Origin of the sequence: Pseudoalteromonas sp. JB197 (assembly GCF_002332205.1) — a bacterium.
Taxonomy (GTDB): domain Bacteria; phylum Pseudomonadota; class Gammaproteobacteria; order Enterobacterales; family Alteromonadaceae; genus Pseudoalteromonas; species Pseudoalteromonas nigrifaciens.
In genome coordinates this window covers 2,174,470-2,191,871 of record NZ_NRGZ01000001.1, presented here as the reverse complement: position 1 = coordinate 2,191,871, position 17,402 = coordinate 2,174,470, and the positions used below count along the sequence as shown (strand labels likewise).

Sequence of the window (17,402 nt, the reverse complement as noted above, 5' to 3'; positions counted from 1 at the left end):
TAGGTATTACTGCACAAAGCGTTTTAGTTGTTGTTGTGTTTGTTGGCTGAGGGTTTGTGATTGTTGGCAATCATTAAGTGCTGTATCTATGGTTTGTTTGGCTTGCTCGCCAAGCGCTACAATATGCTCTACCGATTGGTGGGTTTGATTTTGTGTTTGCTCAAGTAAGTGCACAGCCTCGGCAATTTGTTGTAACTGTTGCTGGTTATGCTCAAATTCAGTAAGCATATTAGTAAAACCATTAGAAGTACTATTAATTGATTTTTGCGCATTGTGTGAGTGAGTAATTAATTGCTCTGACTCTTTATTTGTTTCGTTTACTAGCTCGTTCATTTGGTTTATAAAATCACTAATTTGCCGCGTTGCACCACTTACCTTAATTGAAAGAGTACGCACTTCATCGGCAACTACCGCAAAACCACGTCCCGCATCACCGGCTCTTGCTGCTTCAATGGCGGCATTTAGGGCTAGTAGATTGGTTTGATCAGAAAACTCTTCCACCATTTTTAAAATGCTACGAATGTTTTCACTGTTTTCTTTTAAGCCTGAAATAGTTGCCGAAAAGCCGGTTAGCATATCGGTTATTAATTTTACTTGTTGCACTAAGGCCGACAACTCTGTTGCCGAAAGCTTAACAAAATTTAAATGCTCACTATTTATTTTATGCACGCTGTCGGTATTGCTTACTATATTTTGTAAGCTCTGCGCTATTTGGTTGCTGGCATTTATAATGGTATGGCTTAAATGTATTTGTTGTCCGCTTAATTGATCAGTATGTTGCATAGACTGAGTTACTTGCGCGGTACTTTGCACGCCTGCTTGGGCGCTATTGTAGGTTGTGTTTAGTAGCTGATTTAAATGCTCAGTAAAAAGATTGTATTGCTCGCTTAGTTCACGAAACTCATCATAAGTAAAATGGGGTAACTTTGCCGATAAGTCTGCATCTTGCTGGTTTATATTTATTAGCGTGTCGCGCATTGCCTTTACTGGGCGCACCATTAAAAATCGCATATAAAATAGGGTGAAAATAAAGCCAGCCACAATCACTAAAGCTAATGCCCAAAATACCCCAGTACTTTGTTGGTTTAGGGTTAAGCTTTCATACAGCCAAAATAAAGTAATAGCCTGAAATAAAAATACAAAACTTAAATTACCCACAATTTTGCGCGTTAAGGTAAAAAAAAGTGTTTTTTCTAAAAAATTATAAATTCGCATATAGCTACTCATTATGTACAGACCATTTGGTTATTATTAATCACCTAAGTAAGCTTTAGTTTGTGCCGGATAATTTGTAAAAATACCATCCACACCTAAATCTAGCATCAGCTTTATATCTTGTTGTTTGTCTACAGTGTACGCATAAATTATTAAACCACGTTGTTTTGCATCATCTACAAAGGCTTTATTTATAAAGTTTTTATCTACATGAACACTGTACGCGCTTAAGTCTTCAGCAAACTTTGCATAATTAATTGGTATAGATGACGTTAGTGCACCCATTTTTAGCCAAGGTAAGCGTTTTTTTAACCAGGCTAGTTGATGATGATCGAACGACGACACTAAAATGTTATCTGCTGATATGCGTTTTTCTGTAATGTTTTTTTCAACTTGAGCTGCAAACTGTTCAAGATTAAAAGTATGTTTTAGCTCTAAATTTAAGAGTGTTTGATTATTATTCCAATCAAAAAGTTGCTGTAAAGTTGGTACTTTTTCGCCATTACCAGCATTGAGTTGCATAATGTGAGCAGCAGTAAAGTTACACACTTTACCTACGCCGTTAGTGGTTCTATCAAGCCAAGTGTCGTGAATGATCATGTAATCATCAAGTGCGCTTTGTACATCTACTTCAATGCCGTCAACGCCTATTTGTAAGGCCGCCATAATGGCGCTTTGGGTGTTCTCTGGAAAGTGCCCACTGGCACCGCGATGGGCAAATACTTTCATTGGCGTGATTTCCGTGCAATAGACCAAGTTTCAAAACAAGCAGCGCTAACAATTAATGCACCACCAATAAAAGTGGCGATAGAGGGGCGCTCATGCAAAATAATAATAGCTAATAATGTGCCGTAAAGTGGCTGAAGGCAAGCAATTAGCCCCGCAGTTGCCGCCGATAAATGCTTTAAACTGGCAGCAAATAATGAGTGTGGAGCTGCGGTAAATATAACTCCCGCAACTAAAATAAGCACCAAATCGTGATTAGTGGTCGCATAAATAGGCACTTCAATAAACGCGCAAAGCATTAGGCTGGCAACCAAGGTTTGATAAAACATGGTTTGCGGGCCACCGTATTGATTAAAATAGCGCTTATGAATGATATTACGAATGGCAAAAAAGAACGCCGAAATAACCCCAGTGATCACCCCAAGTGTTACATCATTCCCTAAATTTGCATTAGGTATTAATAAATAAATGCCGATTAACACTACCGCCGCACTAATAATATCTTTTGCTTTGGGCTTACTTTTATGAAAAAACGGTTCTAAAAACACGGTTATTACCGGGTAGCTAAAAAAAGCCAACATACCAATGGTGATCCCAGCAAGTTGCATTCCCGCAAAATAAGTTACCCAATGTATGCCTACTGCCACACCGAGTAACAGGGCAATTAAGTAATCTTTACCTTGGTTTAGCTTAATCGGTTTTTTTTGCATGCCGAGCAAAATAAAAATAGCGATGCCGGCTATGGCTGCACGATACACGGTAATGTCGAGTGCATTTAAACCAATTAACTTTGCAAATAGCGCAGTGCCGCCAAAGAGTAATACGGCAATGTGTAGGTAAATTAAACTTTGCTGTTGCGACTGCATGTTATTTCCTTATGTTGGCTCATCTAAATATTGCAGACAATGGTTAAGATGAATTTTTGATTTTTCGTGACAAATGTAAGCAAAGTTAGCTGTATTTAAGGTAATGTAACTAAAATCGAATTTACTTTTAATATTCGTTTAGCTTACACTCGTTAGTAGGTTACTGCGTTTAAAATTGATAAATACAGGAATTAAACGTTTATTTGTAAAGTTGTGCGTAAAAACACTAAACCAAGCTTGAGTGTATTAATAACAAAAACGCGCTGCTGAAACAGCATTAATAATTAAAATAATGAAAAATGAGGGAATAAATGACACGTTTTATAGCAATAAAAACCGAAGAAAGCACGGCCGTTTTAACCATGAATACCCCCGAAAACCGCCATAATCCAGAGTTTTTGGCTGAGTTTAATCAGCATCTTGATCAAATAGAAGCCGATAAAAATATTAAGTCGGTGGTGCTTACATCTAACAGTGAAAAAAATTGGTCATTGGGAATCGATCTAGAGTGGATGGCTAATACGAGTAATACCCCAGAAACAATTGCCGGCTTTATGAGCGATGTAACCGCGTTATTAAAACGCATTGTTACGTTTCCTATGCCGATTATTGCCGCGTTAAACGGCCATACTTTTGGTAATGGTGCAGTATTGGCCTGCGCTTGTGATTTTAGGCTAATGAAATCTGATAAAGGATTTTTTTGTTTTCCTGAAGTCGATGTGATGGTGCCATTTTTACCCTCAATGTTTCCTATTATTAATAAAGCTATTCCACAAGCCTTTTTTAACCGTTTAGCTATGTCGGGTATGCGAGTAGGGGCACAAGAGTTATTAGATAACAAAGTAGTAGAAGCTATTTTTGCCGATGAAGCTCAATTACAAGCAGGTGCGCTGGGCTTTGCACAACAGTTTAATAAAAACCGTTGGATTTACGCTCAAAATAAAACCCAAATGAATAAACAAATAGTGTTAACCATGGAAACAGAAGATCCGATCTTTATCGATAATATCAGTAAATTGTTATGGAAAAATTTACAGCAAAAATAATTCTAACTTAGCGTCAAACAGGCCTTAATGAGTTTGTTTGAACTACTAATTTTAGTTACTAATTTTAACTTATAGCAGAATAAACCCGCCACAAAATTAAGGGCGGGTTAAGCCCGGTTAGGCTAAGTTTTTAAATACAAAAAGTAAGGTAAAAGTGCTTTATTAAAAGTTTAATAGCTTTTACCTGTCTCATTTTAGCTATATGGGTTAAAATACCTACATAACCAAACTAACAAGATAGTGAATGTCAAACCAAGATCCAAATCTCAGTCGAGAACAAGAAAAGTACGAAAACCCAGTCCCTAGCCGTGAGTTTATACTTACTCACCTTCAAGAGCGTTCAAAACCTGCTAACTATGCACAGTTATGTGAAGAACTAGCGGTAAACGATGAAGAACGGCAAATCGCATTTAAACGCCGCCTTCGTGCTATGGAACGTGACGGCCAGCTGTATTTTAATAAGCATAAATGTTACGCCCTAATTGACGAAGCCGGTTTAACTAAAGGCAAAGTAGTAGGCCACAGAGACGGTTTTGGCTTTTTAGAAGTTGAAGGCGAGAATAAAGATTGGTTTATTGCTAAGCACCAAATGAATATGGTGTTGCATGGCGACATTGTACTTGCTAAAGGCACTAAACGTGGCTCTGGCTCAAAATGCGATGCACGTATTATAAAAGTACTTACCAACGAGCGAGCGCCTATTGTTGGTCGCTATTTTGTTGAGCATGGTATTGCCGTTGTGGTTGCCGAAGATCCGCGTATTACCCAAGACATAATGATTTTACCGGGAAGCGAAAACGGCGCGCGTCATAACCAAATGGTGCAAGTTAAAATAACGCAAAACCCCACCCGAAATATGAACGCGGTAGGTAAAGTAATTGACGTACTTGGCGAGCATTTAGCCCCAGGTATGGAAATAGAAGTTGCCCTGCGTAACCACGATATTCCGCACGTTTGGCCTGAAGAAGTTGAAGCGCAAGTAGCCCACCTTGGCGAATTTGTTGACGAGGCTGACAAGCAAAACCGCGTAGATTTACGCGACCTACCTTTAGTAACCATAGATGGCGAAGACGCACGCGACTTTGATGATGCCGTTTATTGTGAGCCTAAAAAGTCAGGTGGTTGGCGTTTATGGGTTGCCATTGCCGATGTATCGCATTACGTAGGTATGAACACCCCGCTAAACAAAGAAGCCATAGAGCGCGGTAACTCAGTGTATTTTCCTGAGCAAGTAATTCCTATGCTGCCTAAAGTATTGTCTAACGGCTTATGTTCGCTTAACCCTGAAGTTGACCGCTTATGTATGGTTGCCGAAATGACAGTGTCAGATTCGGGCAAGCTTTCGGGTTATAAGTTTTACGAGGCGATAATGAATTCGCATGCACGTTTAACTTACACCAAAGTAAATGCCATTTTACAAAACGATGAAAAACTACGTAAAGAATATGCGCATGTAGTGCCACATTTAACCGATTTACAGCAAATGTATTTAGCGCTTAAATCGGCTCGCCAAGAGCGTGGTGCAATTGAGTTTGAAACTCTCGAAACTCGTTTTGTATTTAACGCACAGCGTAAAATAGAATCGATAGTGCCGGTTATTCGTAACGATGCGCACAAACTCATTGAAGAATGTATGATTTTAGCCAACGTATCGGCGGCTAAATTACTTGAAAAACACGAAGCCAGCACGCTATTTCGTGTGCATGACGAGCCAGATAGCGAAAAACTAGGTAACTTTACTAAGTTTTTAGGCGAACTTGGTATTGAGAGCACGTTAAGCGACGAGCCAACACCTAAAGAAATTACTCAAGTGCTAGCTCGTTTAGGCGATCGCCCAGAAGCAGAGCTTATTCAAACCATGCTGCTGCGCTCAATGAAGCAAGCTGTGTATCAACCAGATAACATAGGCCACTTTGGTTTAGCTTTATCTGCTTATGCGCACTTTACTTCACCAATTCGTCGTTACCCCGACTTAGTAGTGCATCGTGCTATAAAAGCGGTACTAAAAGCACAAGGCCAACATACTTCAGGCGAATACGCATACACAGATGACGAAGTAGATAAGTTAGGTGAGCAGTGTTCTACCACAGAGCGCCGCGCCGACGATGCTACTCGCGAAGTAGCCGATTGGTTAAAATGTGAGTTTATGCAAGATCACGTTGGCACTGAGTTTGATGGTGTTATTTCATCGGTAACCAATTTTGGTTTATTCATTCGTTTAGATGATTTGCAAATTGATGGCCTTATTCATGTTGCCAACTTAGGCAATGAATTTTTTGCCCATGATGCCGCAAAACATTGTTTAATAGGCGAGCAAACGCACAAAGTATATCGCCTTGGCGATAAAGTAACGGTAAGTGTTGCATCGGTTAGCTTAGAAGACAGACGCATAAACTTAACCCTTAAAGGCGATAAAGCGCAAGACCGATACACGCGCCGCCGTGGGCCAAAAGGCACTGATAAATCTGAGCATGCACCTGCGAGTGTACGTTCACAGTTAAAAGCAGGCAAAGTACCGGGTAAAAAATCGCATGGCGATGAAAAACCTAAAGGTAAAAAAAGGCCAGCAAGCAAAGATAAAGGTAAACCTGCAAATAAGTCGGCAACTAAACCAGCAGACAAAAAAGCAGTAGATGCCACAGCAAATAAAAAACCGAAAAAAAAGGCCGTTAAAAAGCCTAAAAGAGTAGGCAAAAATGCCCGCAAACGTAATACCCCAGGAGCAGAAAATACGTGAGTAATGAATTAATTTTTGGTTTTCATTCTGTTGAAGCGATTTTAGCAAGCGAACCAGAGCGTTTTGTAGAAATTTACGCGCTTAAAGGGCGTGACGATAAACGCTCAACCCCGATTATTGATGAAGCACTTAAATTTGGTATTTCAGTACAGTACATGCAACGCAAAGCCCTTGATAGCAAATCAAAAGGCGAGCAGCATCAAGGTATTATTGCCAACGTAAAAGCAGCACCAACGTTTAACGAAAAAGATCTTGATGCGATTATTGCACGTGAAGATACTCCATTTTTGTTAGTGCTTGATGGCATTACTGATCCGCATAACTTAGGTGCATGTTTACGTAGTGCCGACGCCGCTGGAGTACATGCTGTAATTGTACCTAAAGATCGCTCAGCTAAGCTTAACGGCACAGCGCGTAAAGTTGCCTGTGGCGCAGCCGAAACAGTACCGCTTATTCAGGTTACTAACCTTGCACGTACATTGCGCGAAATTAAAGACGCTGGTGTTTGGGTTGTAGGCACTGCAGGCGAAACCGATAACCACGTATTTGATGCCAGCTTAACAGGGCCAATGGCTATTGTTATGGGTGCCGAAGGCGAAGGCATGCGCCGTTTAACCCGCGAACATTGCGACTTGTTAGTTAAAATACCTATGGCGGGAACGGTTTCAAGCTTAAACGTATCGGTAGCCACAGGTATTTGTTTATTTGAAGTATTACGCCAACGTAGCGTTAATAACTAAGTTATTAACTGGCTCGTTTAAGCAATAAAAAAACCGAGGTTGAAAATTCAACCTCGGTTTTTTTGTGTTCGTAATTTAATGCGGTTGTTATAAACGGTTCAATAACAAGGCAATAATTTAGATGTGTAGTGTTTCCTGCATAAAAAATTATTACCGCTGTTAGTGAGCCGTTTAACCAGCTTAAAGCTTAAAGCTTAAAAGCTGTAAGTGTAGCCCAACTGTAGGGTACGAGGCTTACCTGGTTGGATACCGCCATTAGCACGATTAGCAATGTAGGTTTTATCAAACAAGTTATCAACGCTTAAGTATACTTTTTGATTGTCGTCGATGCGGTATTTAGCGGCTAAATCCCATACCACACGGCTATTAATAGCATTTAAGCCAGAGTCGGTTAAATCTGCATGTGAGTCAGATACATAGCGCAGTTGGCTGTGTACAACAAATGCTGATAATTCAGCACCCATAGAGAGTGCTACTTGGTTTTTTGGCACGTAAGGCATAGCGTCGCCTTTTTCTACTGTGCCCCAAATTTCTGAATCAAAAGTGTTTTTAAATTCAGAATCTGTGTAGGTGTAAGTTAACTTAACCGGGAACATAACAGTATCGGTGTTAAAAGTATGGCCTGCACTAAATTCAACGCCAGAAACAGCTACTTCACCATAGTTATATTGATCGCCAATGTTCTCATCGCTACACCCTACAGCGGCAGTACAATTACCGTGCATGTTGTCGTAATCAGAATAAAATGCAATAATTTCACCATTAATACCGCTTACGTTATAGCGTGAACCAAATTCAATATTTACACTTTTTTCTTCTTCTTGGTCGGCATTACCCGGCGCGGCTGGTGCATAACCTTGTTGAATACCAGCAAGTAGAGTGATGTTGTCGTTTACTGTGTAAGTTGCACCGAGTGACGGCACTAAAATATCAGTGTCGTTCGACACATTTTTAGTTAAACCATTGCTGCGTGTAGGATCCGACTTTGCCCACTCTTCACGGGTAATCGTAATGTCTTCGAAGCGCAGGCCTGCACTGATCACTAATGCATCTAGCGTCCATTCGTCTTGAATAAATAAAGTACGTGCAGTGGCACTATCTACGCGGTTACTGTCTGAGCCCGGAACTCCGCGCTCTGTCAGTGTCATGCTTAAGTCTTGATTAAGCGTGTACTCGTCTTGCCACTGAAAGCGATCCATTTCGTCTTCATGGTAACGCATACCCACAGTTATATAGTGATTGCCAGCAGGAATATGCAGCTCAGACTGAATACCTTTAGCTTGGTAGTCGCGGTTATTTGCTTTTATAGCAATGCCTTCAATACCTTGTGCGGTAGGGTTGGCTTCAAATTCGCTGTACTGCTCAAGGTAGCTTTCGCTTACTTTACTGGCTTTATACCAGTTACGATGAAAGTCGTTTAAATATGCCGTAGCAAGTAGTTCGTAACCTGCACCAAAGCGATATGCATAGTTAAGTTGATAAGCATTGTGACGGGTATTCATTTCATCATTTTGCGATGCCGCATAACGACGGTATGGCGTTGCTTGGTAATCTGCATCGGTTAAGCCCATGTAAGTTTCGTCAGATGTTTCGTCTGAATACTTAATTTTTAGCTCAAGGTTATGCGCGTCATTTTTACCAAATGTATGGCCTAACTTTAATAGTAAATCAGTTTTTTCAAAGCCGGTGTTGTCATCGCCAACTGGCAAGTCTTTAAACCCATCTGCGCCGTAGGTAAATACTTCAATTAAACCCGCGGTATTGTTTTTTTCTTTGGCAAAATAAGCATGGCCTTTATAGTAGCCATCGCTACCTAGGGCAGCATCAAGCATACCTGTTGAGCTATTAGGCTCGGTTGGTAAGCTGCGCGATAATAAGTTTAAAACGCCACCTGTGGTACGTGGACCATATTTAACCGATGCAGCACCTTTTAATACTTCAATAGACTCCATGCGCCCCATAGTAGGGAAGTAATAAGCCGAAGGAGCCGAGTAAGGCGCAGGTGCTACAAGTACACCATCTTCCATTACTGATATTTTGTCGTTACGACCAGTGCCAGTTCCGCGCATACCTATATTAGGGCGCAGGCCGTAGCCGTCTTCTTCTTGTACGTAAACACCCGGTACAGAGGCTAAAACACGAGAAATGTCGGTAAATTCAAACTTTTGCAGCTCAGCATCCGAAATAAACGTTGCAGAGCCCGGAATATCGTTAATAGCTTGTTGTGAGCCTATAACTGTAATTTGTTCAAAGTTACGCTCTACCTTACCCATATCTTTTGCCATTGCAGTTGCACTAATAGACAAGGCAACCGCAGTTGCAAGGGTAGATACTAAAAACTTATGTGCCATTGAGACTATCCTAAATTGGGTCAATTAACTAAATTGGCGCAATTTAAACACGTTAACGAATGAGAATCAATGTTATTCAGAGTTTGCATATGTAAGTTTTTATAACTAAAAATCTTTATATATATAACTTTTAATATATGAAGATTTGTTAGCTAGTATGTGTATAAAGCAGGTTAGCCTAAGCGAAGCTTAATAAATTCGGCCAATTTAAAAACGGCGTTTTCTGGCTCACTGGCCGTTTTTACTAAGCTAATGCCAATATCACCCAAGGATGGTAAAAATTTGGTTTTAAGTTGATAATTTAGCTCGTTAGGTACAGTACTTTTAGCTAGCACTGTAATGCCTAACCCTTCTTTTAGCGCAGCAATAAGCCCGGTTAAATCGGCGTTGCTATACACAATACGATACTTTATTCCCGACCTTTCTAGCGCCTCTATAGCTCGGCGTCTGTAAATACACCCCTCGGGAGCGGTAACCAAAGTAACAGTGTCGTTTTGTGCCAGCGACAAGTCGCCCACCCATACCAGCTGATCTTGCTTAAAAATAGGAAATTGCTCCGAATCGAGCTGCTCGTTGAGTGCCAGTACTAAATCAAACTGATCTTGGCGTTCTTGCGATAATAAATGCTTACTTAAACGCGATTTAACTTCCAGTGATACTTCAGGGTATAAAGCTACAAAGTCGCCAATAATAGAGGGTAAAATACGCGCTGCAAATTCGCTTGGAATACCCAAACGTACTCGGCCGGTAATACTTTCTGAGGTAAATAGCTGCAAAATGGCATCGTTGTGTTGCATCATTTGTTTAGCCATTGGCAATAATAGCTCGCCATATTGATTAAGTACTTGGCGTTGGCCTTGTTTTTTAAATAATTTATAACCGAGCAAATCTTCTAAGCGCTTTATTTGCAGGCTAACCGCAGGTTGCGATAAGCCAAGTAAATCGCCGGCTTTAGCAAAGCCGCTGGCCTCTACTACCATTACAAAAGTGCGTAAACTATCTGTTGAAATGTTTTTCATATTTAAAATCACAATTAATATCGCCATATATATAAGCATTATTTATCAATTGATTAATAATTACAATTTGTTGTTGTACAGCGGGAGCAATATACTTTTGATATTATAAGTTTGATAGGTGTTTGTTATGACTTTTAGCCCCATTATGTTTGCCCGCCATAGCAAAGCTAACAGCGCGGTTATTAATTCTTTGCAGGCCAGCAACAACCACGTTGTAATAGACTTTAGCGGCACTGAAGCCTCGGTATTTTTAAGTAATATACTAGGCCACGATTTAACTAAGTTAACTGCCAGTGGTTTGGGTTTAATTGGCACCCTTGATGGCGATTTTAATTCCGATTATAGCTATGCCGTTTACTGCTTTAGCGAAACCGCTTTTAGATTTATATTACCGCACTGCGCAAGTCTGCAATTACAAGCACTTATAAACGAGCAACAACTGCGTTATGACATTGATTATGTGATGCGTACTGACCTAGCAAGCTTTATTTTAAGCGGCAGTAATGCCTTTGACTCAATTGTAGAAGCCTTTAAATTAACGCCGGGTTTACGTCTTTCAGATGCACAATTATGTTACGGTACGCAAAGCGGTGACGTATTTATCACAGCCATAAATAAAAACGACCAGCAACAATTTGTACTGGTGGCTAAAACTCCTGAGCTGCAAAAGTGGCAAGAGTATATGCAAGCCCAAGGCTTTGCCCTTATTCAAGGCGCTGCAGCGTAAAATATTCACCCTAACTTGGGTGCTCACAGCTTAGTATTAATATTTGGCTGTGTTTAATTACAATTTGGCAGGCGTTAAATGCAGGCCATATTATTCCCCCTCATTAAATTGAGGCCACGCCCAAATAACTGGGTTAATTTAAAAGTGAAGGAATATCATGACTTCTAAAACAGTACTTTATGCTAAGCACCTTGAAGCGGGCGCTAAAATGGTTGATTTTCATGGCTGGGAAATGCCAATTAACTACGGTTCGCAAATAGAAGAGCACAATGCAGTACGCAACGATGCCGGTATGTTTGACGTATCGCACATGACCATTGTTGATATACAAGGCGAGCAAGCACAAGCATTTTTACAAAAACTAGTAGCAAACGATGTTGCTAAACTTACCGTACCTGGTAAAGCGTTATATACCCCAATGCTAAATGAGCAAGGCGGCGTAATTGACGACTTAATAATTTATTTTTTCAGTAACACCTCTTATCGTCTAGTTGTTAACTCAGCAACTCGCGAAAAAGACTTAGCTCACCTTGCTAAAATATCAGCCGATTTTGCCGTTACCGTTACAGAGCGTAACGAATTTGGCATGATTGCAGTGCAAGGCCCTAACGCTAAAGCTAAAACTGCCACATTATTAACAGCTGAGCAAAATGCAGCAATAGAGGGTATGAAACCGTTTTTTGGCGTGCAAACAGGTGATTTATTTATTGCCACAACGGGTTATACTGGCGAAGACGGTTACGAAATTGTAGTGCCAAAAGAGCAAGCTGCCGATTTATGGCAACAACTGTTAGACGCAGGAGTTGCACCAGCAGGTTTAGGCGCACGCGACACGCTACGTTTAGAAGCGGGCATGAACCTTTATGGCCTAGATATGGACGAAAGCGTATCGCCACTAGCGGCTAACATGGCTTGGACTATTGCATGGGAACCACAAAGTCGTGACTTTATTGGCCGTGATGTACTAGTACAACAACGCGCCGACCAAAGTACTGATAAACAAGTAGGCCTAGTGCTAGAAGAAAAAGGTATCTTGCGCAGTGGCTCTAAAGTAATTGTTGATGGTGGCGAAGGTGTTATTACTTCTGGCACTTTTTCACCAACACTGGGTTACAGTGTAGCGCTTGCACGTGTACCACGTTCAACGGGCGACACCGCTCAGGTAGAAATGCGTAAAAAATTAGTTACCGTAAAAGTAGTAAAGCCTGGCTTTGTACGTAACGGTAAATCAATACTTTAAAGTATAAATAAATTTAATTTTGGTGCTATCACCCAATATAAACCAAAGGACAAAACAAAATGAGCAATATCCCTAGCGAGTTAAAGTATGCCTCTTCACACGAGTGGGTTCGCAACGAAGGTGACGGTACGTTTACTGTTGGTATTACTGAACATGCGCAAGAGTTACTTGGCGACATGGTATTCGTAGAACTTCCAGAAGTAGGCGACGAAGTAGATGCAGGCGAAGAGTGTGCAGTAGCAGAATCGGTAAAAGCAGCATCAGACATTTACGCACCAATTGGTGGCGAAATTGTTGCAATTAACGAAGAGCTAGAAGACGCACCAGAAACAGTTAACACCGACGCGTTTGGTGACGGCTGGTTATTTCGCATTAAAGCATCAGATGAGTCTGAGCTTGAAAACCTACTAAATGCAGAAGACTACGCAAACACTATTGACGAAGATTAATCTTTAGTGAGTAAAAAGCCCCATTATTTAAAACATTGGGGCTTTTATGATTTTGCTGCTTACCTTTCCATACACTGTAAGTTATTAAATCATATTAATTTTAAGTTATTGCTGGTTACCCATTAGTAATAATCACATTTTTTGGATCATAGGAATCTGGACACATGTCAAACGCCAAATCTCTTGAGCAGTTAGAGCAAACGCAAGATTTTATTCGCCGCCATATTGGGCCAAGCCCAGCGCAAGTAAGCGATATGCTTAGCGCGCTTGAAGTATCGAGTGTTGAAGAGCTGGTCGGTCAAACTGTACCTGCAGGTATTCGCCTTGAGCAGCCTTTAACCGTGGGCGAAAGCCGCACCGAAGTTGAAACACTAAGCTACTTAAAATCAGTAGCAAGCAAAAATAAAGTTTTCAAATCGTATATTGGCCAAGGCTACCACCCAACACATGTACCGCACGTAATTTTACGTAACGTACTAGAAAACCCAGGTTGGTATACTGCGTACACTCCATATCAGCCAGAGATAGCGCAAGGGCGTTTAGAGTCGTTACTTAACTTTCAAACTATGACCCTAGATTTAACCGGCCTAGATTTAGCAAGTGCATCGTTACTTGACGAATCAACCGCTGCAGCAGAGGCTATGGGCCTTGCAAAACGTGTATCTAAAGCGAAAAAAGCCAATGCATTTTTTATTGCCGACGACGTACACACACAAACAATTGACGTAGTAAGCACCCGCGCCGAGCAGTTTGGTTTTGAAATAATTGTTGGCAAAGCAGCCGACGCTGTTAACCATGAGATTTTTGGCGCGTTATTTCAATACCCATCAACAACTGGTGAAGTGGTAGACATTACCGACCTAATTGCTGGCGTACAAAGCAAAAAGGCAATTGCCTGTGTTGCTGCCGACATTATGAGTTTATTACTATTAAAAGCACCGGGTAAATTAGGCGCAGACGTAGTATTAGGTTCGGCGCAGCGTTTTGGTGTACCTATGGGTTACGGTGGTCCACATGCTGCATTTTTTGCAACACGTGACGCGTACAAACGTTCATTACCAGGTCGTATTATTGGCGTATCTAAAGACCGTTTAGGTAACGATGCACTGCGTATGGCAATGCAAACGCGTGAGCAACACATTCGCCGCGACAAAGCCAACTCAAACATTTGTACCGCGCAAGTATTACTTGCCAACATGGCAGCGTTTTACGCTGTGTACCATGGCCCACAAGGCTTAAAAACTATTGCTCAGCGTATTCATCGCTTTGCCGATATTTTAGCTGCAGGCTTACAAGCTAAAGGCGTGAGCCTTAAACACAACACCTGGTTTGATACCCTAACGGTAGTAAGCGATAGCAAAGCCGACGTTATTGCGCGTGCACTAGCAAGCGGTGTTAACTTTGCTACTAACCGCGATGGCGAATACTCAATTGCCGTATCAGAAACCACCACACGTGCAGACGTAGCGCAGTTATTTGATATTGTATTAGGCGAAGGCCATGGCCTAAGTGTTGATGCAATTGCAGCCGATATTGAAAACAATGGCAGCACGTCAATTCCAGCAAGCTTAGAGCGTGATGACGAAGTATTAACGCACCCTAACTTTAATTCGTACCACAGCGAAACTGAAATGCTGCGTTATATTAAGCGCCTAGAAAACAAAGATTTAGCGCTTAATCACTCAATGATCTCGTTAGGTTCATGTACCATGAAACTAAACGCGACTGCTGAGATGATCCCAATTACCTGGCCTGAATTTTCAAACTTGCACCCATTTTGCCCGCTAGATCAAGCACAAGGTTACCAAATCATGATGGGCGAACTGCATGACTGGCTAGTAAACATTACCGGTTACGATGCGGTTTCATTGCAACCAAACTCAGGTGCTCAAGGTGAATACGCAGGCTTAATTGCCATTCGTAAATACCATGAGTCACGCGGCGACGCTCACCGTAACGTATGTTTAATTCCAAGCTCAGCACACGGTACTAACCCAGCGTCGGCACAAATGGCCAGCATGAAAATTGTGGTGGTTGATTGTGATAAAAACGGTAACGTAGACATGGCCGATCTGAAAGCAAAAGCAGAAGCGGTAGCCGAAAACTTATCGTGTATTATGATCACTTACCCGTCTACTCACGGTGTATACGAAGAAACAATTCGTGAAATTTGCGACATTATTCATCAGCACGGCGGCCAAGTTTACATGGACGGTGCGAACATGAACGCGCAAGTGGGTGTAACGAGCCCAGGCTTTATTGGTTCAGACGTATCGCACTTAAACTTGCATAAAACCTTTTGTATTCCACACGGTGGCGGTGGCCCAGGTGTTGGCCCAATTGGTGTTAAATCGCACCTTGCGCCATTTATGCCTAACCACAGCATTATTAACGTACCAGGTACTAACGAAAGTAACGGAGCGGTATCGGCAGCGCCATATGGTTCAGCGTCTATTTTACCTATTTCGTGGGCTTACATTACCATGATGGGCTCAGAGGGCTTAAAACAAGCCACTGAAATGGCAATTGTAAATGCTAACTACTTAACGCATGAGCTAAGCAAGCACTTTCCAATTTTATACCGTGGCCGTAACAACCGTGTTGCGCACGAATGTATTGTTGACTTGCGTCCGCTTAAAGAGTTGTCGGGTATTACTGAAATGGACGTGGCTAAACGCCTACAAGACTACGGTTTCCATTCACCTACTATGTCGTTCCCAGTAGCGGGCACGTTAATGATAGAGCCTACCGAGTCTGAGTCTAAGGTTGAGATCGACCGCTTCATCGAAGCAATGGTGTCAATTAAGAGCGAAATCGACAAAGTAATCTCTGGCGAATGGTCAATCGAAAACAACCCGTTAGTGTTTGCACCGCACACCCAAGGCGACGTGTTAGGTAACGAATGGGACCGTGCATACGACCGTTTTTACGCAGCATTCCCAGTGCCAAGCGTGGCTAAAAACAAGTTCTGGCCAACCGTAACACGTATTGACGACGTATACGGCGACCGTAACTTAGTGTGTTCTTGCCCACCGGTTGAGACATACCGCGATTAATAATTGTTAATCTTTTATGGTAAGTAAGTTCCCATTATAGATTGGGAATTTATCAAAAATTAAAAAGCCGTTGCAGCAATGCAACGGCTTTTTTGTGTGTATGTTTTTCGTAATCTTAATACTTACGTAGGTTGGGTTGAGTGAAACGAAACCCAACGAATCACAAATATACTTACTCGCTCAAAAGCCAAGAGTATGTGCTATTTAATGTAGGCGTTAAGCTTGCTGGCGCGCGGGCGCCAGCCCGAATAAGTATTTGAATAGGTGTTTGAGGTTATCATCACCGATAATGCGAATACGTTTCGCGTTTCACGCTTCTAGAAATTAGAAACCTTATTCAAGGTTTTGTCGCGCTGGCTTGGTGAGCCAAAGAGGGGCTATAGATTTTTAAATTTTACTCTGCTGCAAGTAATTCATCCTTGAAGCTGGGTTACTGTCGGCATCCATGCCTTCACTTCCTCATACTGCGAAGCTGCGCTTCGGTTATTCGTCACCTCTCAGCGCCACCCGAGCATCACGCTTGATCCTTCAATGCACAATTGATGTGAACGTAAACGCCATGAAAGCACATCCATGTGCAAGCATGGCTTTCATTTCATCCATGAAAAATGCATTACTCATCAATTGCTTATTTTCAGGGCGTGATGACGGGGGAGGGTGTTAAACGTGAGATTAGTGCTTGGTCTTGGCAAGAAGCAAGATTTATCAGCTAATACCTTAATGTATGAAGTCAAGATTTGACCCCCTTTGATTCTTTCAAAGTTAGTTCAAAAGCTTGAAGATATTTATTCCAGAATTAAAAGTAAAGAAATACATATTGGGAAACTGAAAACTGACTTTAAGCGAGTAGAGTCTCAATTAGTATCTACAGACGATATAATTGAGAAGCTTTCTACACATTATAAAAGTCTAATGGATAGCTCTAAGCTGACCAGAATTTACGGTTCCTCTATAGACAAAAAGTTTATGCCTAACTTTAGAGAAAGAACTTACTCTAAAATCTCGTCGGGTGGTGTTAGGACTTTAATGTCGGTGTATTTGTACATTTCTAGATTAAAATACCTCCTTGAGAATGGAGGATACTTACCAACAACTTTATTGTTGGACACTCCAGGACAAAATATAGGAAAATATTCAAGAGAAGATGGAGATGATAGCAGTCTATCAGCCCCAGCTATTTACGAGCAAATTTATAAATCAATGGCTGATTTAAAGTAAGCGCGCATTTAA

The 17,402-nt window shown here is 41.4% G+C and carries 13 protein-coding genes; 8 read left to right on the top strand and 5 right to left on the bottom strand.

Going from position 1 to position 17,402, the window contains the following annotated elements:
* Nucleotides 1-6: 6 nt before the first annotated feature.
* From CIK86_RS10345 to CIK86_RS10335, 3 genes are read right to left on the bottom strand one after another with little or no spacing between them, the layout of a single operon-like run.
* Nucleotides 7-1,227, bottom strand: coding sequence for a methyl-accepting chemotaxis protein (locus CIK86_RS10345; protein ID WP_086993263.1), 1,221 nt, complete (start codon nt 1,225-1,227; stop codon nt 7-9).
* A 24-nt stretch (nt 1,228-1,251) separates the two neighbouring features.
* Complete coding sequence (locus CIK86_RS10340) at nt 1,252-1,944, bottom strand: glycerophosphodiester phosphodiesterase family protein (protein ID WP_086993264.1); 693 nt, start codon at nt 1,942-1,944, stop codon at nt 1,252-1,254.
* A complete protein-coding gene (locus CIK86_RS10335) occupies nt 1,941-2,807 on the bottom strand; it encodes a DMT family transporter (RefSeq protein ID WP_011329130.1) in 867 nt (288 codons plus the stop codon). Before CIK86_RS10335 ends, CIK86_RS10340 begins: the two co-directional genes overlap by 4 nt.
* A gap of 311 nt (nt 2,808-3,118) precedes the next feature.
* Between CIK86_RS10335 and CIK86_RS10330 the strand changes: the two genes are divergently transcribed.
* From CIK86_RS10330 to rlmB, 3 genes are all read left to right on the top strand, one after another.
* The gene (locus CIK86_RS10330; RefSeq protein ID WP_086993265.1) at nt 3,119-3,853 is read left to right on the top strand and encodes an enoyl-CoA hydratase/isomerase family protein; all 735 of its coding nucleotides are present in this window, start codon (nt 3,119-3,121) and stop codon (nt 3,851-3,853) included.
* 244 nt (nt 3,854-4,097) lie between these two features.
* Nucleotides 4,098-6,590 carry a ribonuclease R gene (gene rnr, locus CIK86_RS10325; RefSeq protein ID WP_086993266.1) on the top strand — a complete coding sequence of 831 codons (2,493 nt, stop codon included), beginning with the start codon at nt 4,098-4,100 and terminating at the stop codon, nt 6,588-6,590.
* Entirely contained in the window at nt 6,587-7,330 is a 744-nt protein-coding gene (gene rlmB / locus CIK86_RS10320; protein WP_011329127.1) for a 23S rRNA (guanosine(2251)-2'-O)-methyltransferase RlmB, read from the top strand. Before rnr ends, rlmB begins: the two co-directional genes overlap by 4 nt.
* Before the next feature lie 194 nt (nt 7,331-7,524).
* Here the strand turns inward: rlmB and CIK86_RS10315 are convergent, their stop codons facing one another.
* Both CIK86_RS10315 and CIK86_RS10310 read right to left on the bottom strand, forming a co-directional pair.
* A complete protein-coding gene (locus tag CIK86_RS10315) occupies nt 7,525-9,681 on the bottom strand; it encodes a TonB-dependent receptor (protein WP_086993267.1) in 2,157 nt (718 codons plus the stop codon).
* A gap of 173 nt (nt 9,682-9,854) precedes the next feature.
* Complete coding sequence (locus CIK86_RS10310) at nt 9,855-10,700, bottom strand: LysR family transcriptional regulator (protein ID WP_011329125.1); 846 nt, start codon at nt 10,698-10,700, stop codon at nt 9,855-9,857.
* 127 nt (nt 10,701-10,827) lie between these two features.
* Here CIK86_RS10310 and CIK86_RS10305 point away from each other — a divergent pair, with 127 nt between their 5' ends.
* The 5 genes from CIK86_RS10305 (at nt 10,828) to CIK86_RS10285 (ending at nt 17,390) form a co-directional block, all read left to right on the top strand.
* Nucleotides 10,828-11,427, top strand: a complete 600-nt coding sequence (locus tag CIK86_RS10305) for a hypothetical protein (RefSeq protein ID WP_011329124.1) — start codon at nt 10,828-10,830, stop codon at nt 11,425-11,427.
* A 157-nt stretch (nt 11,428-11,584) separates the two neighbouring features.
* Nucleotides 11,585-12,667, top strand: coding sequence for a glycine cleavage system aminomethyltransferase GcvT (gene gcvT / locus CIK86_RS10300; protein WP_011329123.1), 1,083 nt, complete (start codon nt 11,585-11,587; stop codon nt 12,665-12,667).
* A gap of 59 nt (nt 12,668-12,726) precedes the next feature.
* The gene (gene gcvH, locus CIK86_RS10295) at nt 12,727-13,116 is read left to right on the top strand and encodes a glycine cleavage system protein GcvH (protein ID WP_011329122.1); all 390 of its coding nucleotides are present in this window, start codon (nt 12,727-12,729) and stop codon (nt 13,114-13,116) included.
* A 164-nt stretch (nt 13,117-13,280) separates the two neighbouring features.
* Nucleotides 13,281-16,172 (top strand): aminomethyl-transferring glycine dehydrogenase, encoded by a 2,892-nt coding sequence (gcvP, locus tag CIK86_RS10290; protein ID WP_086993268.1) that lies wholly within the window; start codon nt 13,281-13,283, stop codon nt 16,170-16,172.
* 747 nt (nt 16,173-16,919) lie between these two features.
* Nucleotides 16,920-17,390, top strand: a complete 471-nt coding sequence (locus tag CIK86_RS10285) for a hypothetical protein (protein ID WP_086993269.1) — start codon at nt 16,920-16,922, stop codon at nt 17,388-17,390.
* The last annotated feature ends 12 nt before the right edge of the window (nt 17,391-17,402 follow it).